This is a genomic window from Streptomyces sp. NPDC047525 (assembly GCF_040643025.1).
In the GTDB taxonomy this organism is placed as follows: Bacteria; Actinomycetota; Actinomycetes; order Streptomycetales; family Streptomycetaceae; genus Streptomyces; species Streptomyces durmitorensis.
This window is the reverse complement of the sequence record NZ_JBEYTL010000004.1, coordinates 79,902-100,730: the sequence shown is the minus strand read 5'-3', so window position 1 is coordinate 100,730 and position 20,829 is coordinate 79,902. Positions and strand designations below refer to the sequence as shown.

The window sequence follows — 20,829 nt, the reverse complement described above, 5'->3', positions numbered from 1 at the left end:
GTAGGACGTGAGCGAACCGCGGTCCGCGCCGACCGTCGGCCAGGTCGTCCTAGGCCGTCGTTTGCAGGACCTGCGCGAGCGCGCCGGCCTCAAGCGAGAGGAGGCGGCGCGGATCCTTCGCGTCGCCCCCGCCACGGTCCGTCGCATGGAAATGGCCGAGGTCGCGCTGAAGATCCCGTATCTCCAGCTGCTCCTGAAGTCCTACGGCGTCGCCGATGACGAGGCCGACGCCTTCGTGACGCTCGCCGAGGAGGCGAACAAGCCGGGCTGGTGGCAGCGGTTCCACGACATCCTGCCGGGCTGGTTCAGCATGTACGTCAGCCTGGAGGGCGCGGCCAGCCTGATCAGGTCCTACGAACCGCACTTCGTCCCGGGTCTCCTGCAGACCGAGGAGTACGCGCGTGGCGTGATGCGCTCCGGGGCGATCGGCCAGACCCGTCCCGAGGACGTCGAGCGGTATGTGGCGCTGCGGATGGAGCGCCAGTCGCTGCTCACCCGCGAGGACGCGCCGCGGGTCTGGATCGTGATGGACGAGACCGCCCTGCGCAGACCTGTGGGCGGTCCCGAAGTGATGCGCGAGCAGATCGACAAGCTGCTCGAAGCCGTCGAACTCCCTCATGTGACGCTGCAGGTCGCGCCGTTCGCGGCGGGTCCGCACCCGGGCACGTACGGACCGTTCGTGCTCTTCCGCTTCGCCATGGCGGAGCTGCCGGACATGGTCTACAGCGAGTACCTGACCGGCGCGGTCTACCTGGACGCGCGCACCGAGGTGGCCACCCACCTCGAGGTCATGGACCGCATGGCGGCGCAAGCCGCGACGGCACAACGCACAAAGGAGCTCCTCCGGGACCTCCGCAAGGAGCTGTGAATGGATCGACACCGAGCCGGTACGCGACCGGGGTCAAAGCCCGGATCCGGGTCCCGCCCCGAGTCACGGGACGACTCCCGGATATACAACGGCATGCCCGCCCGCGAGCTCGGCAGCGAAGGCTGGCACAAGCCGTGGAGCGGCGGCAACGGCGGCAACTGCCTGGAGGCCATGAAGCTGGCCGACGGCCGGGTCGCGGTCCGCCAGTCGGCCGATCCGGACGGCCCGGCCCTGATCTACACGCACGGCGAGATCAACGCGTTCATCCAGGGGGCGAAGGCGGGGGAGGCCGACTTCCTGCTGTCGTGAGCGCTGACGTGACGCCGCCATGAGCTGGCGTGACGCCGCCGTGAGCTGGCGTGACGCCGCCGTGAGTCCTCTGTGAGCCCCCGCCACGCGTGGCGGGGGCTCACACGGTCATCGGCCGGTCGTACGGGCCGATCGGCGCCGCGAGCCGGGTCGCGCCCGTCAGCCACCGGTCCACCGCGGCGGCGCTCGCGCGACCCTCGGCGATGGCCCACACGATCAGCGACTGGCCGCGGGCCGCGTCGCCCGCCACGAAGACGCCCGGCACGTCGGTCGCGAAGCCCGCGTCGCGGGCGAGGGTGCCGCGGCCGTCGACGGCCAGGCCGAACTGCTCGACCAGGCCGCCCGGCGTCCGCTCCGGACCACAGAAGCCGAGCGCGAGAAGGACGAGGTCGGCGGGGAGCACGCGCCGCGTGCCCGGCCGCGGGCTGCGGTCCGCCTCGACCTCGGTCAGGTGCAGGGCGCTTACCCGGCCCGCCGCGTCGCCGGTGAAGCGGAGGGTGGAGGCGGCGAACAAGCGCGCGTCCGCGTCCGCCGCGGGGGCGGTGCGCAGCTCGCCCGCCTCCTCGTGGGCGCCGGAGAGACGGTAGACCTTCGGGTACGTCGGCCAGGGCTCGGCCAGTTCGTCGCGTACGTCGCCCGGCCGCTCATAGATGTCCAACTGCGTGACGGAGGCGGCCCCTTCGCGCACCGCCGTGCCCAGGCAGTCCGCTCCGGTGTCCCCGCCGCCGACGATCACGACGTGCTTGCCCGCGGCGGACAGCGGGGAGGTGTCGATGTCCCCCTCGCAGACGCGGTTGGCGAGCGGGAGGTACTCCATGGCCTGGTGGATGCCGCTCAACTCCCGCCCCGGCACGTCCAGTTCACGCCACGCGGTGGCCCCGACGGCGAGCACCACCGCGTCGTGCCGGGTGCGCAGCTCCGCGGCCCGGATGTCCCGCCCGACCGCGACGGACGTACGGAAGACCGTGCCCTCGTCCCGCAGCTGCGCGAGCCGCCGCTCCAGGTGGTGCTTCTCCATCTTGAACGCGGGGATCCCGTACCGCAGGAGCCCGCCCGCGCGGTCCTCGCGCTCGTACACGACGACGGTGTGCCCGGCGCGCGTCAGTTGCTGCGCGGCGGCGAGTCCGGCCGGTCCTGAGCCGACGACGGCGACGGCCTTGCCGGAGTGCCGGTCCGGTGGGCGCGGCGGGTTGAGGCCGTCCTGCCAGGAGCGGTCGGCGATGGCGACCTCGACGTTCTTGATGGTCACGGCGGGCTGATTGATCGCGAGGACGCAGCCCGCCTCGCAGGGGGCGGGGCAGAGGCGGCCGGTGAACTCGGGGAAGTTGTTCGTGGCGTGCAGCCGGTCCGCCGCCGTGCGCCAGTCGGCGCGCGAGACGAGTTCGTTCCACTCGGGGACCAGATTGCCCAGCGGGCAGGCGTCGTGGCAGAAGGGGATGCCGCAGTCCATGCAGCGGTCGGCCTGCCGCTCGACGATGGGCAGCAGGGCGCCGGGGACGTACACCTCGTCCCAGTCCTTGATCCGCTCGCCGACGGATCGGCGGGGCCATTCCTGGCGGGTGGTGGTGAGGAAGCCCTTGGGGTCGGCCATGGCCGTCTCCCGTCGCGTGCTTTCACGGGCTTTCGCGTGCTTTCACAGGCTTTCGGCCACTGTACGACGGGTGGGCGGGGGAGGCATGCCGGTGGGGTGGGGTGGGATGGGGCCTGGGGGTGGGGCCTGAGGGTGGTCAGGTCAGGTCAGGGCGAGGATGAATGACGCGGAGGCGGCGAGTGAGGCTCCGACCCGGATGTGGTTCCACATGGTCCATTCGCTGACGTACGTACGCCAGCGTTCCGCGCTCTCCGGCGCCTGCGGGTCGAGCTTGGCGAGGGCGTCGTTGCGGGGGACGTTCGCCGCGATGGTCACCCCGAACGAGCCGAACAGATACAGCGCGCTGCCGAGCAGCAGCTCGACGGTGCCTTCGTCGGGCCAGAGCACGAAGGTGACGACGGCGACGACGGCGCTGAGGCCGGCGGCGCCCATGAAAACGGTCATGAACCCGGCGGTGAGCGCCTTGACGTTGATCGACTGCATCGCCGCGATGCCTTGCGCCGGGGGCAGCGCGGCAAGGCCCTGCATCACGAACGTCGAGAACGCGACGAACGCTCCGGCGACCAGGCCGCAGGCGAGTGCGCCCAGCACGACGAGCACGAAGTATGGTCCCTCGATCATGGCAACTCCCGCGTTCGGTAAGGCAGCCGTCAGGTGAGCGAGCCGCAGTGATCCTCCATGGCGCGGGCCCGCATCACAAGTGAATTGCCCTTACCGGGTGGGAGGCCATGCGTGGGGCGCGCGGGCGCATACGCGGGCGTCTGGCCGGGGGGCCTTGGGGGGAGGCTGTGCGCTTTCCGCCCGCTGCCTGGGGTGGGCCGCTGGCTGTCTGCCGTCGCGGGCTGCGCTTGTTCCGCCCGCTGCGCGGCGGATCGCTCCCGCCCACCCGCCCGATTGCCCCGGGGGTAACCGCGCGGAACTCCGCCCACCCAGCCGATTGCGCCGCGGGGCAATCGGGTGGGTGGGCGGGAAAACTCCGCCGCGAAGCGGCGGCTCAGGCCCTCCGCATACGACGCGCAGACGCGAGGCAAGGCCTCAGTAGGCGCAAGCGGTCGCGACCGCGAGGTCACACCGCCGGACCCGGCGCATGCAGGCCCCCTGCCAAGGCGGCGAGGCAAGGAAAGGCAAGGCGAGGCGGGCCACGCCCGCCGGAGACTCAGCCCGCCACCCCCTCCCGCCCAGACCCCTGCCAGGACCGAAGCACCGCATCCACCGCCGGTGCGATCCGACGGCGCGCCTCCCCTCGGGGGACCCCACTCATGAGGAGGCGGTCGTACGGCGTATCCGTGTGCCGGACGGCGGCCACCACCGCCGCCGTCACCGCCGCAGCGGACAAGGCGCGCCCCGCCGCACTCCGCCCCACCCGCCCGCTGCCCCGCACGGACGCGTGCGCGGCGATCGCCCGGGACCGCTCCTCGGGGCACCCCGGAAAAAGGCGCCGGATCTCGTCCGCGAAGGCCGCCACGAAGCGGACGTCCTCCACGGCCCGCCGCACCGCGTCCCGCGCCCGGCGGCGAGCCCGCGCCTCCGCGTCCGCGAGGCACCGCTCCTCGGCCCGCGCGAGCGCCGCCTCCTCGACGAGCACCCCCTGGCGTTCGTACCGGCCCTGGCGCCGGTTGAAGCGGACGACCACCGCCGAGAGTCCGCTCCCCTCGCGGGCCCGCCGCGTCAGCGCGGTGTCGCCGCGCGGCAGGAAGACGAGATGCCCCAGGTCGGCGCAGTCCAGGCAGCGTGGCTCGGCATCCTCGATGACCAGGAGGGAAAGCGGCCCGCCGTGGCATTCCGCGCAGTGGCGGCGCTTCAGGGGCTGGATGGCGAGAAGTCCTCTTCGGGCGAGGGGAGTTGGTGCCATGAAGAGTTCATTCCCCCGGTCGGCGGGCGCGTACCGCCATGGGGAGGGAGGGGGCGGGAGCCCGACGTCACGCCAGGAAGGCCCGGCTTCAACGCCAGGAAGGCCCGGCTTCATGGGACGGCATCATGGGACGGGTGCGACTCGAAGCGATCACCTGGGACCGGCTCACGGACACCCTCGCCGACCGGCTGCTCGACCTGAAGACGGCCGACGCGAGCCCCTGGCCCCGCGTCGCCTTCGACGGGGCCCCGGCGGGCAGGCCCGGCGAGCTGGCCCGCGGCGTGGCCGACGCGCTGCGCGTGCGCGGGCGGTCCGCGCTCGTCGTCGGCACGGAAGGCTTCCTGCGTCCCGCCTCGCTGCGCCTCGAGTACGGGCGGGAGGACGTGGAGGCGTACTACAGCGGCTGGTTCGACACCGGCGCGCTCTGGCGCGAGGTCTTCGGGCCGCTGGACCCGGGCGGCACGGGCAGGGTGCTGCCCGACCTGTGGGACCCGGCAACGGACCGCGCGACGCGCAGCCCGTACGTCCAACTCCAGCCAGGATCAATGCTGTTGCTGCACGGACCGTTCCTGCTCGGCCACTGGTTCCCCTTCGACCTGACGGTCCACACGCGCCTCTCGCCGGGCGCCCTGCGGCGACGTACGGCGGAGAGCGAGCGATGGACGCTGCCCGCCTTCGAGCGGTACGAGGCGGAGGCGGATCCCGGTGCTGCGGCCGACGTGGTCGTACGCGCGGACGATCCGCGGCACCCGGCATGGAACGGCGGCTGATGTGGACCCAGGCGCTTCGAAGACACCGAGAGCACCGAGAGCACCGAGAGCACCGAGAGCACGAGGGCACCGAGAACGCCGAGAACATCAAGAACACCGAAACCCCTTTTATATGCACGTGCATGTAGTTAGAGTCTGGGCATGGCAACGACAGCGCTCCACTTCAGCGAATCGGTCCGCACTCTCCTCGACGGCAAGAACTTCGCCAGCGTCGCCACCCTCGGCCCCGGCGGCGCACCCCAGAACTCGGTGGTGTGGATCAAACGGGAGGGCGACACCGTGCTGTTCTCCTCCACGGCGCGGCGGCAGAAGGTCCGCAACCTCGAACGCGACCCGCGCATCAGCATCTCGGTCTTCGATCTGGCCAACCCGTACACGTCGACCGAGATCCGCGGCGTCGCCGAGATCCTCCCCGATCCGGAGAAGCGACTGCCTCACGAGCTCTCGCACAAGTACCTGGGCATCGACCCGCCCGGCGAGAAGGACGAGGAGGCCCGAGTGATCATCAGGGTCACCCCGGAGAAGATCGTCGGCTTCTCCGCCTGAGGCCCTGTCCCGTCAGGGGCGCCCGGCTCCGGCGTGCGGACCTCCGGAGGCGCGGCGAGAATGAAGGGCGCCGGGACTAGCGGTGCCTCCGCGCCGCGCCGGCCGCCCGGCACCGGGAGGTACTTCATGACCACCGCCGGAGACATCATGCACCGCGGCGCCCAGTGGATCCCCGCACACGAGACCCTGGACCGCGCCGCACAACTGATGCGCCAGCTCGACGTGGGCGCACTGCCCATCAGCGACGAGAACGAGCGGCTCTGCGGCATCCTCACCGACCGCGACATCGTGGTCGGCTGCGTGGCGATGGGACACGACCCGTCGCGGGTGACCGCGGGAGACATGGCCAAGGGCACGCCGCGCTGGATCGACTCGGGCGCGGACGTCGATGAGGTCCTCCAGGAGATGAAGGGCAGCCAGATCCGCAGGCTCCCCGTCATCGAGAACAAACGCCTGGTCGGCATGATCAGCGAGGCCGACCTCGCCACGCACCTCGCCGACGACCAGCTCGCGAGCTGGGTCGAGAGCGTGTACGCGAAGGGCTGACCCCGGCGCCACTCGCCCCGCCGACCGCCTAGCCGGCCCGCCGATCCGCCGGGTCTGTCGCTTGGCGGCCACTACAGCCTAGAGCCAGCCGTTGCGCCGGAAGCCGCGGTAGAGCGAGAAGCAGATGGTGGCAATGACGCCGACCACCAGCCCATAGCCGTACTTCCAGCGTAGTTCGGGCATGTAGTCGAAGTTCATTCCGTACAGACCGCAGATCATCGTCGGTACGGCGATCACGGCGGCCCAGGCGGTGATCTTCCGCATGTCCTCGTTCTGCGCGACCGTCACCTGCGCGAGATGGGCCTGAAGGATGGAGTTCAGGAGCTCGTCGAAGGAGGCGACCTGCTCCGTGACGCGCTTGAGGTGGTCGTCGACGTCCCGGAAATAGGCCTGTATCTCCGGGGCGACCGCCTGCATCGGCTGGGTGGCGAGGATCTGCAGGGGGCGGCCGAGCGGGACCACGGCCCGCTTCAGTTCGAGGAGTTCGCGCTTGAGCTGGTAGATACGGCCCGGGTCGGCGCGCTCCCCGTCCTTGGAGAAGACGTCCATCTCCACCTGGTCGATGTCCGCCTGCACCGCGTCCGTCACGACGAGATAGTCGTCCACCACGTGGTCGGCGAGTGCGTGCAGGACCGCCGCCGGGCCCTTGGCGAGCTGCTCGGGCGCCGACTCGAGCTCCTCGCGCAGCGGGCCGAGCGAGCCGTGGCGGCCGTGCCGCACGGTGATCACGAACTCCTTGCCGACGAAGACCATGATCTCGCCGGTGTCCACCACCTCGCTGGTCGCGGTGAGTTCGGCATGCTCCACGTAACAGACGGTCTTGAAGACGGCGAACAGCGTCTCGTCGTACCGCTCCACCTTCGGCCGCTGGTGGGCGTGGACCGCGTCCTCGACGGCGAGCGGGTGCAGGTCGAAGAGGTCGGCGATGCCGGCGAACTCCTGCTCCGTCGGTTCGTGCAGCCCGAGCCAGACGAATCCGTCACCGCTCTTGCGGACGCGCTCGACCTCCTCGACGAGATCGCGGCCATCCTCCTGGCGCACGCCGCCGCGGTACGTCACGCACTTCACGACCGCCGAGCCCAGCGGGGAGCGGGCGGGGTGGCTGAGGTCGACACGGCTGTGCTTGCGCACGAACTGGGCGACCCGCGCGACTCTCCGCAGGCCGCCTACCTTGCGGAGGTTCCCTACCTTTCGCAGGTTGCCTGCCATCGACATGCGTGGCTCCTCGTTCCGGTGACTTGACGTGCCAGTCTGCCAGTACGTTCCGACGGCGCGGTCGGACCCTGTGGGAACGGAAGACTCCGCTCCGGACCTTCGGAGCCGCCTCCCCGGAGCAAGCGCCGCAATTGGGATAATCGCCGCATGACCCTCATTGACGGCTATCTGACCGGCAATCGAAATCGGCACGCCGAGGGGGCGGGTGCGGGTGCGGGGCAGCGCTCCGAAGCCTTCTCCGCGCTCTTCGACCCCACGACCTTCCGGCACATCGAGCGGCTCGGCATCGGGCCCGGGTGGCGCTGCTGGGAGGTCGGCGCGGGCGGCACCTCCGTCGTCTCCTGGCTCGCGAAGCGGGTCGGCCCCACCGGGCGGATCCTCGCGACGGACACGGACATCTCCTGGCAGACGTCGGCGGCCCGTACGCCGGTCGAGGTGCGCAGGCACGACGTGGGGGCGGACGCGCCGCCCGCCCAGGGGGGCTTCGACCTCGTCCACGCGCGGCTGGTCCTCGCCGGGGCGCCGGACCAGGAGCTGGCGCTGCGTTCGATGATCCGGGCGCTGCGCCCTGGGGGCCGTCTGCTGATCGAGGAGTCCGACCCGGCCCTGCAGCCGCTGGCCTGCCCTGACGAGTGCGGTCCTGCCGAGCAGTTGGCGAACCGTCTGCGGCAGGCGCTGCTCACCCAGTACGGGACCGACCTCGCGTACGGGCGCGGCCTGCCCCGCCTGCTCCGCGCGGCGGGCCTGCGTCAGGTGGAGGCCGACGTGTACTTCCCCCTGGCCTCGCCCGCCTGCGCGGCCCTGGAGACGGCCACGATCCAGCAGTCCCGCGCGGCCCTGACCTCCGCGGGCCTGGCCACGGACGACGACATCACCGCCCACCTCGCGAACATCGCCGCAGAGCCGATGGACCTGGCCACGGCCCCCTTGATCTCCACCTGGGCCCGAAAGCCGTAACGCCCCCTGCGGGCCCCCAGCCCCCGGGACCCCGCACGCCCCTCCCCGAACAAGCCTTTCCCGCCCACCCGCCCAACCGCCCGATTGCCCCGCGGCGACAAGGGATGGATGGATGGGCGGGTGGGCGGGGCAACCTAACCCGGCCTTCCGCCCACCAGTTCAACCGCCCGCGCCCCCGCCCGACACCCCTCCGCCGAAGCCTCGCAGAGCCCCGCGCCGCCGAGTCGCGAGGCAAGGAACGCCCCCGTGAACGCGTCGCCCGCCCCCGTCGAGTCCCGCGCAGCGGCAGGCAGCGCGGGGATCTCGGCCCGCACCTCACCGCCCCGTGCGACCACCGCACCCGCAGCGCCCCGCTTGACCACCACCACCGGGTACCGGCGGCTCAGCCACGCCGCCGAATCCGCCAGCCCCGCCGGATCCCCCAGCCCGGGCGAGCCCCTCAGCCCTGCCGATTCCCCCAGCCCAGGCGAACCCCCCAGCCCCGCCAATCCCCCCAGCCCAGGCGCCCCCGCCAGCAACCGCGCCTCACCCTCACTGGGCAACAACACGTCCACCCCCTCCGTCGCCGCCAGAAACCGCCCCACCCCCAGCCCCGCAAGGAACCCCGCCGACGCCGGATCCACACTCACCGGCACCCCACGCGCGCGTGCCGCCGCCAACGCCGTCTCGGCCACCGCCCGGCTCGGGCCCGCGAAGAACAAGTAACCCGACAGGTGCAGCCACCCCACGCCGTCCAGGAGTTCGGGGGCCCAGTCGGCGCCCGACAGACGCAGCGCCGCGCCGCTGTCCGTCAGGAACGTCCGCTCGGCCCCGCCCCCGGCACCCCCGTCGACCAGGCAGATCACGGTCCCCGTAGGCGCGTCGGAGTCCACGACGAGCTGCGAACGCACCCCCGCCCGCGTCAGCGCCTCCTCGTGCCACGCCGCCGAATCGACGCCGACCCGCCCCAGGAGACGTACGTCGCCGCACCCCCAAGAAGCCGCCCAGCACGCCACGTTGGCGCCCGCGCCACCCGGCACCGTACGGATCGCCGCCGCCGTGTCCGTGCCCGTGGCGAGCGGCGCACCGTGCCGCGCGACTATGTCCGTGACGACGTCCCCGACGACCAGCAGCGCCCCGCCCCCGCCCCCGCCCCCGGCCCCGCCCTCGCCCCGTGCGTCACCCCGCAGCGACGTCACCGCTCCACCCACGCCGCCGCGATCCGCCCCGCGAGCCGCACATTGCCCCGCACCGCCGCGAGATTGGCGCTCAGCGACGCACCGTCGGTCCGCCGCACCAGCTGGTCCAGGAGGAACGGCGTGACCGCCTGCCCGGTGATGCCACGCTCGGCGCACGCCTCCAACGCCTCGGCCAGCACGCGCGCGTGCAGCGCGGGATCGAGCTGCTCGGACTCCGGCACGGGATTCGCCACGAGCAGCGCGGACTCCGGGCCGCCGACCGCGTCCTGGGCCCGCATCACCGCCGCGACCTCCCCGGGCGTACGCAGCGTCCAGTCCACCGGGTGCCCGGAGTCGGTGAGGTAGAAGCCGGGGAAGCGGTCCGTCCCGTACCCCGCCACCGCGACGCCCAGCGTCTCCAGGCGCTGCAGCGTCGCCGCCACGTCCAGGATCGACTTCACGCCCGCGCAGACGACCGTGATGCGCGTCCGGGCGAGCAGCCCCAGGTCGGCGGACTCGTCCTGGGTCACCGTCCACTCCCGGTGCACCCCGCCGAGCCCGCCCGTGGCGAACACCCGCACGCCCGCGCGCGCGGCGAGCAGCGCCGTCGCGGACACCGTCGTCGCCCCGCTCGCGCCCGCCGCGACCGCGAGCGCCAGGTCACGGTGGCCCAGCTTGCGGATGCCGTCCTCGTTCGCGATCCGCTCCAACTGCTCCTTGTCCAGGCCGACATGGGGCCGCCCGTCCAGGACGGCGATCGTCGCCGGGACGGCACCCTCTTCACGTACGACTTCTTCGAGCTCACCGGCCACCTGGAGATTGCGCGGGCGCGGCAGCCCGTGCGCGATGATCGTGGACTCCAGGGCCACGACGGGCCGCCGGTCCGCCACAGCCGCCTGTACCTCGTCGGACACCACCACGTCGGACACCACCAACACGGGCCTGCCTCCTGCCTGTCGGGTCTCCCCTCATCCCTGGCGGTCGGCGCGCCCCGCCAAACACTTGCGGCGCCCGGGACGGGACAGCAGCCTGAGGGGCATGACGGACAACACGACACGTCTCGACCACGTCGTCCTGTGGGTGCGCGACCCCGCGGCGGCAGCCGGCTTCTACGAGGAGGTGCTGGGCCTCGAACCCCTGCGCGTCGCCGAGTTCACGGCGGGCAAGGCCGCGTTCCCCTCCGTGCGGCTCAACGAGGAGACCATCTTCGACCTCGCCCCGCTCACGCTCGCCGAGCGCATGAACGTCGTGCCGGGCGCGGACAAGAGCGCGGGCCACCCGGTGAACCACGTCTGCCTCGCCCTGGCGGAGACCGACTTCGAGGCGCTGCGCGCCCGTCTGGAGGAGCGCGGGACGCCGGTGTCGGACATCTCGCACGATGCGTTCGGCGCCCGCGGCAGGGCCCGCCGCAGCTTCTACTTCCGCGACCCGGACGGGAACATCTTCGAAGCGCGGCACTACGGAGAGGACGGGTAGGACCGACGAGGGCGAGAGGGAGCGCGAGGCGGGGAAAGCTGACCCCTTCCATGGAGCCGCGCGGCGCCCGGCTAGGGTGACCGGCCATGACCACGAATGATCAAGCCCTCGCGCCGTCCTTTGCCGTGCACATTCCGGATGCCGAACTGGAGGCCGAGCCGCTCGACCCCGAGCAGATCGTCTCCGGCACCCCGGAGGTCACCGGCAAGGTCCTGTGGGAGTCGGCCGACGGCAAGCAGCTGCGCGGCATCTGGCAGATCACGCCCGGCGTGGTCACCGACACCGAGGCCAACGAGCTCTTCGTGGTCGTCAGCGGCCGCGCCACGATCGAGGTCGAGGGCGGCGACGTGATCGAGGTCGGCCCCGGCGACGCGGCCGTCCTGCGCGAGGGCGACCGTACGACGTGGACCGTGCACGAGACGCTGCGCAAGGCGTACCACATCACGCTCCCGTGACCGTGACCGCCGAGGTCACGAGCCTTCGGCCCTCCCCGTCTCAGGCCTTCTTGACCGCCCGGCGCATCGCAAGCGCCGCCATCGGCAGCAGCACGCAGACGCCGATGAGGTTGAGCCAGCCGTAGCTGGCCTGCGCGACGATCAGGCCGGCCGCCGCGCCGCCGATGCCCGCCGCCGTGTTCATGGTCAGGTCCGAGAGGCCCTGCACGGCGGCCCTGGCGGGCTGCGGCACCGAGTCGGTGAGCAGCGCGGAGCCGGAGACCAGGCCCGCGGACCAGCCGAGGCCGAGCACGAAGAGACCGGCGGCGGTCTGGCCGTGACGGGGCCCCGCCGTGCCGGCCAGCAGCGCGGCGCAGCACAGCAGCCCGACCGCGAGGCCGATCACGGAGAGCCGCCCGAACCGGTCGGAGAGCCAGCCCATCAGCGGCGACAGCGCGTACATGCCCGCGATGTGGCCGCTGATGACCAGGCCGACCAGTTGCAGGCTCGCCCCGTGGTGCCCCAGGTCGACCGGGGTCATGACCATGATCGAGACCATCACGGTGTGCGAGGCGGCCACCGTAACCAGCGCGAGCCGGGCCATCGGTGACGCGGCCACCGCGGCGACCCCGGCCCGCAGCGAGCGGCTCTGCGCGGACTGGTTCTCCTGCGGGGCGAGCGCGCGGGCGGTGAGCAGCGGGTCGGGCCGCAGCAGTACCGCCACCACGAGACCGGCGACGGCGAAGATCCCGGCGGCGAAGAGGAAGGGTCCCGCCGCCTCGGGTATGGAGGTGCCGGAGAAGGCGCGGCTCGTGGGTGCCGCGATGTTCGGGCCGAGGACCGAGCCGATGGTGGTGGCCCAGATGACCAGGGAGATGGCGCGGCCGCGCCGGTCGGGCTCGGCGAGGTCGGCCGCGGCGAAGCGGGCCTGCAGATTGGCGGACGAGCCCGCTCCGAAGCCCGCCATGCCGAGCAGCAGCAGGGGGAAGCTCTCGACGACGGCGGCGAGCACCACGAGCCCGGCTCCCAGCGCGCCGATCAGATACGCGAGGACGAGGCCGGGCCGCCGCCCGCGTGACGTCATCAGAGCGGCGAGGGGCAGCGAGAGCAGGGCCGTGCCGGCCACGGACGCGGTGGGCGCGAGGCCGGACAGCGCCTCCGTCCCGCTCACCTCGGTGGCGAGCATGGGGGCCAGGGCGATGCCGATCGGTACTCCGAGCCCGCCCAGGATCTGGCTGGCGACCAGCACCGCGGTGGTGCGGCGGCGCAGGGCGGGCAGCGCTTCTGGCGTGGGTATGTCAGGAGCGCCGAGGGTCGAAGTCACTGGCGCAGTGTGCCAGGACGTTCATACGCGCGAAACAGAGTTTGCCCCGCCGGCTGCGAGCTGCCCGCTGCCTGGTGCCCTGTGCCCCGGAAGCGTCAGAAGAGCGGCTGCGGCAGCACCCCTTCCAGGGCAAGGAGCTGTCGCTTGGTCTCGACGCCGCCGCCGAAGCCGCCGATGCCGCCGTCGCTCTCGACCACCCGGTGGCAGGGCACCACGACCGGCAGCGGGTTGGCGCCCATCGCCATGCCGACCGCCTGGGCCGCGCCGGGCTGGCCGACACGGCGGGCCAGGTCGCCGTACCCCACGACGGCGCCGTACGGAACGGTGGTCAGCTCGCGCAGGACCTGGCGGTTGAACCCGGAGATCAGCGACCAGTCGAGCGGCAGCTCGAAGTCGAGCCGCTCGCCCGCGAAGTAGGCCGTGAGCTGCCGTATGGACTCGGCGAGGAGCGGAGAGCGGGGTGCCTCGACCGGCTCGGCCCCCAGTCGGGAGCCGAGCCGCTCGAGTGCCTTGTCGCGCACTTCGTCCGTGGCGTGGAAGACGACGCTGACCAGGCCGTCGTCGGTCGCGGCGAGCATCAGCGGGCCGATGTCGCTCGCGACGACGGCCCACACCACCTGCCGCAGGCCGTCCGGACCCGGCCCGCCCTGCTCGTGCTGCCCGTTGGCGTTCATGTGGACCACCGTACGACCGGGCACTGACAACGCCGCCCCGCCCACGTCCCCGGGCTCTAGCCGGAGATGGCCTTGCGCACGACGTCCGGCGTGTTCGTGATGATGCCGTTCACCCCGAAGCCCGCCACCCGCTGGGCGGCGGCAGCGTCGTTCACGGTCCAGGTGAAGATCTCCAGGCGCTTGTGGTGCGGCCCCTTGAGCGAGTGGATCGCGGCGACGTACTCGCGGGAGATGGAGGTGTGGGTCGAGTTGATCTGGTCGGAGAACTTGGCGTACGCGGGCAGATCGGCGACCGCGGGCGTGCCGAGGAAGCCGGTCTTGATGTCGGGCCGCAGCTTGTGCACCGTCTTGACGCTGTCGGCGCTGAAGCTCTGGATGACGAGCTTGCTCTTGACGTGGTGCTTGTCCAGCCAGCCCGTCTTGCGCAGGACGGAGAGGCCCTGCTTCTCGATGCCCGGGTACAGCTCGGGCTTCTTGAACTCGAAGACCAGACTCTGGTGGTTGCGTGAGACGCGGTTCATGTACTGCTTCAGCGTCGGCACCCGCTGCCCCGCGTACTTGGGAGCGAACCAGCTGCCCGCGTCCAGCCTGGCGATCTCCGCCGCGGTGAAGTCCGCGACCTTCCACGGCGCGCGGTCGGGGAAGAGCTCCTCGACGTTCGTCGTCCGCTTCAGGGTGTCGTCGTGCATGATCACGAGCTCGCCGTCCTTGGTGCGCTGGACGTCGTTCTCGACCCAGCGGAACCCCATGTCAGCCGCCTTGTCGATGGCTGCGAAAGTGTTCTCGGGGGCGTACGCGGAAGCGCCGCGGTGCGCGACGACCAGCGGTCTGTCGTGCGAGGCGGATGTCTGGGCGGACGCCCGCGTGGACGTGGGCGCCGACGGCTGGTCGGCGGCGTGAGCGGTGGCGGATGGGAGAGCGAGTGCACCGGCTCCAAGAAGAGCGGCGGTGGTGGCAGCGGCAACGCGTGCGGACAACGGTGACTCCTCGCGATGTGCGGGCACGGACCGGATGAGAGTGACAGTCCACGGCCAACGCGAGACAGGTGCAGGATGGCCACAGGTTGAACGGAGACAGCCGGGTTTCTTTCCCGGAAAATCGTTCGCAAGTTCCGGAGTGAGCTTTACTCTCTGCGTCAGCCCATGGCCTGTCAGTGGACGGTCGGCTGGGGCCACTTGGGGGCAATCCCGGGCATTTGGATACAACAGGCGGAAGGGCTACCGCGCATGCAGGGGACAGTCGACGGTTTCAGCTATGGACTGGTCACACCGGTGGCGGCGTACCTCATGGCCTGCCTCGGGGGAGCGCTCGGTCTGCGCTGCACCACGAGGTCGCTCCTCGTCGCGCACTCCTGGCGGCCCGGCTGGCTCGCGCTGGGGTCGGCGGCCATCGGTTCCGGCATCTGGACCATGCACTTCATCGCGATGATGGGCTTCACCGTCGAGGAAGCCCCGATCCACTACGACAAGGCGCTGACCTTCGCGAGTCTCGCCGTCGCCATCGTCATGGTCGGCATAGGGATCTTCATCGTGGGCTACCGCGGCGCGACCGGGGCGGCGCTGTTCACCGGGGGGACGATCACCGGCCTCGGTGTCGCTTCGATGCACTATCTGGGAATGGCCGGTATGCGTCTGCGCGGGACGCTGGAGTACAACACCTTCACCGTCTCGGCGTCCGTGGTGATCGCCGTGGTCGCGGCCAGCGCGGCCCTGTGGGCAGCCGCACAGGTCAGAGGCTTCCTCTGGAGTCTGGGCGCGAGCCTCGTCATGGGGCTCGCCGTCAGCGGCATGCACTACGTGGGGATGGCCGCCCTCAGCGTCCATCTGCACGGCTCGACCGCGGCGCCGACCGGAGGGGACTCGCCCGCCGAACTGCTCGCGCCCATGATGGTCGGCCCGCTCGCCTTCTTGCTCCTGGCGGGCGTGATCGTGATGTTCGACCCGCTGATGGTGATGGGCAAGGCCGACCTCCAGAGTGCCGCGCAGGGTCAGCACGCGCCCTATCCCGTCCCGCGCTCGGGCGACCGGCACGACCCGCGGGCGGGCCGCAGGCCCCCGCCGCGCCCCGGCCCCAAGGCCCCGCAGAGCTGGTGATCCGACCCCGTTGTCAGTGCGGGGTCGTACGGTGGGTTCCATGCGGCCCGTATCCAAGATCGAACGCACGGTGGCACCTTTCGAGGTCGTCAGCAACTACACGCCAAGCGGCGACCAGCCGGCGGCCATCGCCGACCTGGAGCGGCGCGTCAACGCAGGTGAGAAGGACGTCGTCCTGCTCGGCGCGACCGGCACCGGCAAGTCGGCCACCACCGCGTGGATGATCGAGAAGCTTCAGCGCCCCACCCTCGTGATGGCGCCGAACAAGACGCTGGCCGCCCAGCTGGCCAACGAGTTCCGAGAGCTCCTGCCGAACAACGCGGTGGAGTACTTCGTCTCGTACTACGACTACTACCAGCCCGAGGCGTACGTCCCGCAGTCGGACACGTACATCGAGAAGGACTCCTCGATCAACGAGGAAGTCGAGCGCCTGCGCCACTCCGCGACGAACTCGCTGCTCACCCGGCGTGACGTGATCGTGGTCGCCTCCGTCTCCTGCATCTACGGCCTCGGCACCCCGCAGGAGTACGTCGACCGGATGGTCTCGCTCAAGGTCGGCGACGAGATCGACCGCGACCAGCTCCTGCGCCGCTTCGTCGACATCCAGTACACCCGCAACGACGTGGCGTTCGCCCGCGGCACCTTCCGGGTCCGCGGCGACACCATCGAGATCTTCCCGGTCTATGAAGAGCTGGCCGTCCGCATCGAGATGTTCGGTGACGAGATCGAGGCGCTCTCCACTCTGCACCCCCTCACCGGCGAGGTCATCAGCGACGACGACCACCTGTACGTCTTCCCGGCCTCGCACTACGTGGCGGGTCCTGAGCGACTGGAGAAGGCGGTCACCGGCATCGAGAAGGAGCTCGCCGAGCGCCTCGCCGAGCTGGAGAAGCAGGGCAAGATGCTGGAGGCCCAGCGCCTGCGCATGCGCACGACGTACGACCTGGAGATGCTCCGCCAGATTGGCTCCTGCTCCGGCGTCGAGAACTACTCGATGCACTTCGACGACCGCGAGCCCGGCTCCGCACCGAACACCCTCATCGACTACTTCCCCGAGGACTTCCTCCTCGTCATCGACGAGTCGCACGTCACGGTCCCGCAGATCGGCGCGATGTACGAAGGGGACGCCTCCCGCAAGCGCACCCTGGTGGACCACGGTTTCCGGCTGCCGTCCGCGCTGGACAACCGTCCGCTGAAGTGGGAGGAGTTCCTCGGCCGCATCGGCCAGACCGTCTACCTCTCGGCGACCCCGGGGAAGTACGAACTCTCGCGCGGCGACGGCTTCGTCGAGCAGATCATCCGCCCCACCGGCCTCATCGACCCGGAGGTCGTGGTCAAGCCCACCGAGGGGCAGATCGACGACCTGGTGCACGAGATCCGCACGCGCACCGAGAAGGACGAGCGCGTCCTGGTCACCACGCTCACGAAGAAGATGGCCGAGGACCTCACCGACTACTTCCTCGAACTGGGCATCCAGGTCCGCTATCTGCACAGCGACGTCGACACCCTGCGCCGCGTCGAGCTCCTGCGCGAACTGCGCGCCGGTGAGTACGACGTCCTGGTCGGCATCAACCTCCTGCGTGAGGGACTCGACCTGCCCGAGGTCTCCCTGGTGTCGATCCTGGACGCCGACAAGCAGGGCTTCCTGCGCTCCGGCACCTCACTGATCCAGACGATCGGCCGCGCGGCTCGCAACGTCTCCGGTCAGGTCCACATGTACGCGGACAAGGTCACCCCGGCGATGGAGCAGGCCATCGACGAGACCAATCGCCGACGCGAGAAGCAGATCGCGTACAACAAGGAGAAGGGGCTCGACCCGCAGCCGCTGCGCAAGAAGATCAACGACATCGTGTCGGCGATCGCGCGCGAGGAGGTCGACACCGAGCAGCTGCTCGGCACCGACTACCGCAAGGGGAAGGGCGCCGACGCGAAAACAGCCGCCAAGGCGCCCGTGCCCGCGCTCGGCGGGAAGGCGGGCAAGGCGGCCAAGGGCAAGGCCGCCGAGAAGGTGCCCACCGACCGGCCCGCTGCCGAACTGGCCGAGCAGATCGAGGAGATGACCGCGCGGATGCGCGCGGCAGCCGCCGACCTGCAGTTCGAGATCGCGGCACGGCTGCGTGACGAGGTGTCAGAGATGAAGAAGGAGCTCAGGCAGATGAGGGAGGCGGGGCAGGCGTAGGCGTACTGCCTGGTGTGTTGCAAGACCGACACAAAGTGCCGCCCACACTGCGGCACTGTCCGTGCCTCTGCATAGGGTGCTGGGCAACCGCACAGACCGGCGGTTGCTTAGGGCAGTTCGAGAGGGGACAGCGCGTGACGGTCAACATGACCAAGGGTCAGGCCATCAGCCTGCAGAAGGACGACGGGGGCGCCCTGACCGCGGTGCGCATGGGGCTCGGCTGGCAAGCGGCCCCGAGGCGCGGCCTGTTCGGCACCCGCACGCGCGAGGTCGACCTGGACGCCTCGGCGGTCCTGTTCGCCGACAAGCAGCCGGTGGACGTCGTGTTCTTCCGTCACCTCGTCAGTGACGACGGTTCCGTGCGGCACACCGGTGACAACCTCGTCGGCGGTGTCGGCCAGGGCGGGGACGACGAGGCGATCCTCGTCGACCTGGCGCGGATCCCGGTCCACATCGACCAGATCGTCTTCACGGTGAACTCCTTCACGGGTCAGACGTTCCAGGAGGTGCAGAACGCGTTCTGCCGCCTGGTCGACGAGACCAACGGCCAGGAGCTCGCGCGGTACACGCTCGACGGCGGCGGCCAGTACACCGCACAGATCATGGCGAAGGTCCACCGCGCGGGCACGGGCTGGCAGATGACGGCCATCGGCAATCCCGCCAACGGCCGCACGTTCCAGGACCTGATGCCGTCGATCCTGCCGCACCTGTAGACACGCGGCACCAGTAGGTACAGAGGGCACGAGGGGGACGAAGGCGATGACGGCCGAGCTGGTCCGGGGGCAGAACCACCCGCTTCCCGAGACCCGACTGGAGATCCGGGTCTCGGTCGGCAAGCCGATCGTGGCGGGGGTCACGCTCAGCGACGACCAGGGCAAGGTGCGCGGCACGGAGTGGGTGGCCCATCCCGGCTCGCCCACGCTGCCGGGGCTCGAAGTGCCCAAGCAGGCAGCCGCCGACCACCGCCTCGCGGTGGACCTCGGGGCCGTGCCGGAAGCGGTGCACCGGGTCAACGTCCTTCTCGCACTGCCGGTCGGCGTCGGGGGACCGGTCAGCTTCGGCTCTCTCGCCGCCCCCTTCGTCGCCGTCACCGGACTCGACGGCTCCGAGGTCGCCAGCTACACCATCACCGACCTGGACGCCGAGTCCGCCGTCGTCGCCCTGGAGCTCTACCGCAGGCAGGACGCGTGGAAGGTGCGCGCCGTCGGCCAGGGGTATGCGGGCGGTCTCGCGGACATGCTCTCCGACCAGGGCCTTCCGCAGGCCCGTGAACTGGCGGGCACGATCAACGAAGCGGTGGCCCAGGGCCTCGCCCGCTCGGTGGCCGCGCCACCGCCCCGCCCCTCGGACGAGGCCCGGGTGCGGACGACGGGACAGACCGCCGCCCCCGGCCCGGGAGCGCAGGGCCCGGACAGCACGGCCGCCGCCCAGCCGGCCCAGCCCCCTCAGCCCACCCCGGCGACACATCAGCCGGGCGACGCGAGCCCCCCGTCCGGCGGCCCCGTCAACTACACCCACCCGGGTCGCCAGACCACCGCACCGCCGCCGCCCCCGCCGACCGCGGCCCCGGCCGAGCCGGGCAGGCCTGCCCAGCCCGTGGCGGGCGACGCGACCGGCTGGTCCCTGGAGGAGCGCCTCTACAACCAGGTGTGGGGCATGTTCGAGGACCTGGCCCGCACCACGGCCGCGTACCGAAGCGCCGTCGACTTCGCCGAGTCGCGCATGGACCAGGAGCTGGACAAGGTCCTCTCCGACCCGCGCAGCCGCATCGGCAACACCGGGGACGTCGCGCGCGAGGCCGCCCGCACCAAGCACGGCCTGCTCGTCGACAGGGCGCGGGCCGCCCTCGACCGCGACCTGGGCCAGCTCGCCGCCGAGTCCGAGGTCGTCGAGCCCGCACTGCCCATGGCGTACGCAGGCTGGGACAGCCCGGTCTGGCACGCCTACCGCACCCCCATGGAGATCCCCATGGCGCTGCGCCTCGGCGACCTCCACCTGCCCGAGCGCCCCGACCTGCGCATCCCGATGCTGGTCCGACTGCCCCTTGAGCGCGGCCTGTGGATCGACAGCGGCCGCTCGTCCGGCACGGACTCCCTGGCCGACACGGACCAGCTGCGCCGCCTGGCCATGGACAGCGCGGTCGCGCACGCCGCGCGGCTGCTCGCCGTCTATCCGGCGGGCGAGTTCACGGTGCACGTCATCGACGCGGCGGGCTCCGCGGTCGGCGCGCTCTCCCCGCTGGTGACCGCGGGCGTGCTCGACGGGCCCCCGGCCGCCGGTGCGGCAGGCGTCTCCGCCGTGCTCGCCAAGCTCACCCAGCGCGTGGACCTGGTGCAGATGGCGATCCGCGCGGGCGCGGCCGACGCGCTGCCGCCGGACCTGGACACCGCCGAGCAGCTCCTGATCGTCAACGACTTCCCGCACGGCTTCGACGACCGCGCCGTGACCCAGCTCCGCTACCTCGCGGACGAGGGCCCGGCGGTCGGCGTGCACCTGATGCTGGTCGCCGACCGCGAGGACGCCGCCGAGTACGGCCCGCTGCTCGACCCGCTCTGGCGCGCGCTCCTGCGCCTGACCCCGGTGGCCGACGACCACCTCGCCGACCCCTGGGTCGGTCATGCGTGGACGTACGAACCGCCGATGACGCCGCCCGGCAGCCGGGTGCTCCAGCAGGTCCTGAACCAGGTCGCGCAGGCCCGGCGCACCGGCGGCCGCTGACGCCTCTCCGGGCCCGGGAAGCCGTCGGGGCCACTGACGGTAAAGCGACTTTCGCTCCGCCTGACCTGGTCTTTTGGCTCTTGTTTGGATTCTCCTTTACCAATCCTTGGTGTTTCGCGT

The 20,829-nt window shown here is 71.5% G+C and carries 21 protein-coding genes; 12 read left to right on the top strand and 9 right to left on the bottom strand.

The window, feature by feature from the left end; all coding sequences use genetic code 11:
• The first annotated feature begins 7 nt into the window (after positions 1 to 7).
• Both ABZ833_RS12875 and ABZ833_RS12870 read left to right on the top strand, forming a co-directional pair.
• Positions 8 to 868 (top strand): helix-turn-helix transcriptional regulator, encoded by an 861-nt coding sequence (locus ABZ833_RS12875; RefSeq protein WP_361045102.1) that lies wholly within the window; start codon positions 8 to 10, stop codon positions 866 to 868.
• Between the two features lie 93 nt (positions 869 to 961).
• Positions 962 to 1,177, top strand: a complete 216-nt coding sequence (locus ABZ833_RS12870; RefSeq protein WP_249593092.1) for a DUF397 domain-containing protein — start codon at positions 962 to 964, stop codon at positions 1,175 to 1,177.
• A 100-nt stretch (positions 1,178 to 1,277) separates the two neighbouring features.
• Here the strand turns inward: ABZ833_RS12870 and ABZ833_RS12865 are convergent, their stop codons facing one another.
• The 3 genes from ABZ833_RS12865 to ABZ833_RS12855 all read right to left on the bottom strand — a co-directional run bounded on the left by ABZ833_RS12865 (position 1,278) and on the right by ABZ833_RS12855 (position 4,620).
• Positions 1,278 to 2,768, bottom strand: a complete 1,491-nt coding sequence (locus tag ABZ833_RS12865) for a glutamate synthase subunit beta (protein WP_361045099.1) — start codon at positions 2,766 to 2,768, stop codon at positions 1,278 to 1,280.
• Positions 2,769 to 2,909: 141 nt separating this feature from the next.
• Entirely contained in the window at positions 2,910 to 3,389 is a 480-nt protein-coding gene (locus tag ABZ833_RS12860; protein ID WP_361045096.1) for an anthrone oxygenase family protein, read from the bottom strand.
• Positions 3,390 to 3,924: 535 nt separating this feature from the next.
• Positions 3,925 to 4,620 (bottom strand): DUF2293 domain-containing protein, encoded by a 696-nt coding sequence (locus ABZ833_RS12855; RefSeq protein WP_361045093.1) that lies wholly within the window; start codon positions 4,618 to 4,620, stop codon positions 3,925 to 3,927.
• A 125-nt stretch (positions 4,621 to 4,745) separates the two neighbouring features.
• Here ABZ833_RS12855 and ABZ833_RS12850 point away from each other — a divergent pair, with 125 nt between their 5' ends.
• The 3 genes from ABZ833_RS12850 to ABZ833_RS12840 all read left to right on the top strand — a co-directional run bounded on the left by ABZ833_RS12850 (position 4,746) and on the right by ABZ833_RS12840 (position 6,482).
• Positions 4,746 to 5,390: a uridine kinase gene (locus tag ABZ833_RS12850; protein WP_361045090.1), complete on the top strand. Its 645-nt coding sequence runs from the start codon at positions 4,746 to 4,748 to the stop codon at positions 5,388 to 5,390.
• 141 nt (positions 5,391 to 5,531) lie between these two features.
• The gene (locus ABZ833_RS12845) at positions 5,532 to 5,936 is read left to right on the top strand and encodes a PPOX class F420-dependent oxidoreductase (RefSeq protein WP_249590580.1); all 405 of its coding nucleotides are present in this window, start codon (positions 5,532 to 5,534) and stop codon (positions 5,934 to 5,936) included.
• Positions 5,937 to 6,062: 126 nt separating this feature from the next.
• Positions 6,063 to 6,482 (top strand): CBS domain-containing protein, encoded by a 420-nt coding sequence (locus ABZ833_RS12840; RefSeq protein ID WP_249590581.1) that lies wholly within the window; start codon positions 6,063 to 6,065, stop codon positions 6,480 to 6,482.
• A gap of 78 nt (positions 6,483 to 6,560) precedes the next feature.
• Here the strand turns inward: ABZ833_RS12840 and corA are convergent, their stop codons facing one another.
• Positions 6,561 to 7,697: a magnesium/cobalt transporter CorA gene (gene corA, locus ABZ833_RS12835; RefSeq protein ID WP_361045087.1), complete on the bottom strand. Its 1,137-nt coding sequence runs from the start codon at positions 7,695 to 7,697 to the stop codon at positions 6,561 to 6,563.
• 147 nt (positions 7,698 to 7,844) lie between these two features.
• Here corA and ABZ833_RS12830 point away from each other — a divergent pair, with 147 nt between their 5' ends.
• Positions 7,845 to 8,654, top strand: a complete 810-nt coding sequence (locus ABZ833_RS12830) for a methyltransferase domain-containing protein (protein ID WP_361045085.1) — start codon at positions 7,845 to 7,847, stop codon at positions 8,652 to 8,654.
• Positions 8,655 to 8,788: 134 nt separating this feature from the next.
• On the opposite strand, the gene ABZ833_RS12825 is transcribed toward ABZ833_RS12830, so the two are convergent.
• Positions 8,789 to 9,832: a PfkB family carbohydrate kinase gene (locus ABZ833_RS12825; protein WP_361045082.1), complete on the bottom strand. Its 1,044-nt coding sequence runs from the start codon at positions 9,830 to 9,832 to the stop codon at positions 8,789 to 8,791.
• Positions 9,829 to 10,740 (bottom strand): pseudouridine-5'-phosphate glycosidase, encoded by a 912-nt coding sequence (locus ABZ833_RS12820; RefSeq protein WP_361046275.1) that lies wholly within the window; start codon positions 10,738 to 10,740, stop codon positions 9,829 to 9,831. The genes ABZ833_RS12825 and ABZ833_RS12820 overlap by 4 nt, the downstream gene beginning before the upstream one ends.
• A gap of 109 nt (positions 10,741 to 10,849) precedes the next feature.
• Here ABZ833_RS12820 and ABZ833_RS12815 point away from each other — a divergent pair, with 109 nt between their 5' ends.
• Both ABZ833_RS12815 and ABZ833_RS12810 read left to right on the top strand, forming a co-directional pair.
• Complete coding sequence (locus tag ABZ833_RS12815; protein WP_361045079.1) at positions 10,850 to 11,287, top strand: VOC family protein; 438 nt, start codon at positions 10,850 to 10,852, stop codon at positions 11,285 to 11,287.
• A gap of 86 nt (positions 11,288 to 11,373) precedes the next feature.
• On the top strand, positions 11,374 to 11,742 hold the full coding sequence (locus ABZ833_RS12810) for a cupin domain-containing protein (RefSeq protein ID WP_361045076.1): 369 nt from the start codon (positions 11,374 to 11,376) through the stop codon (positions 11,740 to 11,742).
• Positions 11,743 to 11,782: 40 nt separating this feature from the next.
• On the opposite strand, the gene ABZ833_RS12805 is transcribed toward ABZ833_RS12810, so the two are convergent.
• From ABZ833_RS12805 to ABZ833_RS12795, 3 genes are all read right to left on the bottom strand, one after another.
• Positions 11,783 to 13,045, bottom strand: a complete 1,263-nt coding sequence (locus ABZ833_RS12805) for an MFS transporter (protein ID WP_361045073.1) — start codon at positions 13,043 to 13,045, stop codon at positions 11,783 to 11,785.
• A 95-nt stretch (positions 13,046 to 13,140) separates the two neighbouring features.
• Positions 13,141 to 13,719 (bottom strand): methylated-DNA--[protein]-cysteine S-methyltransferase, encoded by a 579-nt coding sequence (locus ABZ833_RS12800; protein WP_361045070.1) that lies wholly within the window; start codon positions 13,717 to 13,719, stop codon positions 13,141 to 13,143.
• Positions 13,720 to 13,775: 56 nt separating this feature from the next.
• The gene (locus tag ABZ833_RS12795) at positions 13,776 to 14,696 is read right to left on the bottom strand and encodes a glycerophosphodiester phosphodiesterase family protein (protein ID WP_361045067.1); all 921 of its coding nucleotides are present in this window, start codon (positions 14,694 to 14,696) and stop codon (positions 13,776 to 13,778) included.
• Positions 14,697 to 14,945: 249 nt separating this feature from the next.
• Between ABZ833_RS12795 and ABZ833_RS12790 the strand changes: the two genes are divergently transcribed.
• The 4 genes from ABZ833_RS12790 (at position 14,946) to ABZ833_RS12775 (ending at position 20,709) form a co-directional block, all read left to right on the top strand.
• Complete coding sequence (locus ABZ833_RS12790; RefSeq protein ID WP_361045064.1) at positions 14,946 to 15,812, top strand: MHYT domain-containing protein; 867 nt, start codon at positions 14,946 to 14,948, stop codon at positions 15,810 to 15,812.
• A gap of 40 nt (positions 15,813 to 15,852) precedes the next feature.
• On the top strand, positions 15,853 to 17,991 hold the full coding sequence (gene uvrB / locus ABZ833_RS12785; protein ID WP_361045061.1) for an excinuclease ABC subunit UvrB: 2,139 nt from the start codon (positions 15,853 to 15,855) through the stop codon (positions 17,989 to 17,991).
• A 134-nt stretch (positions 17,992 to 18,125) separates the two neighbouring features.
• Positions 18,126 to 18,704, top strand: a complete 579-nt coding sequence (locus tag ABZ833_RS12780; RefSeq protein WP_249590593.1) for a TerD family protein — start codon at positions 18,126 to 18,128, stop codon at positions 18,702 to 18,704.
• Positions 18,705 to 18,750: 46 nt separating this feature from the next.
• Positions 18,751 to 20,709 carry a TerD family protein gene (locus tag ABZ833_RS12775; protein ID WP_361045057.1) on the top strand — a complete coding sequence of 653 codons (1,959 nt, stop codon included), beginning with the start codon at positions 18,751 to 18,753 and terminating at the stop codon, positions 20,707 to 20,709.
• The last annotated feature ends 120 nt before the right edge of the window (positions 20,710 to 20,829 follow it).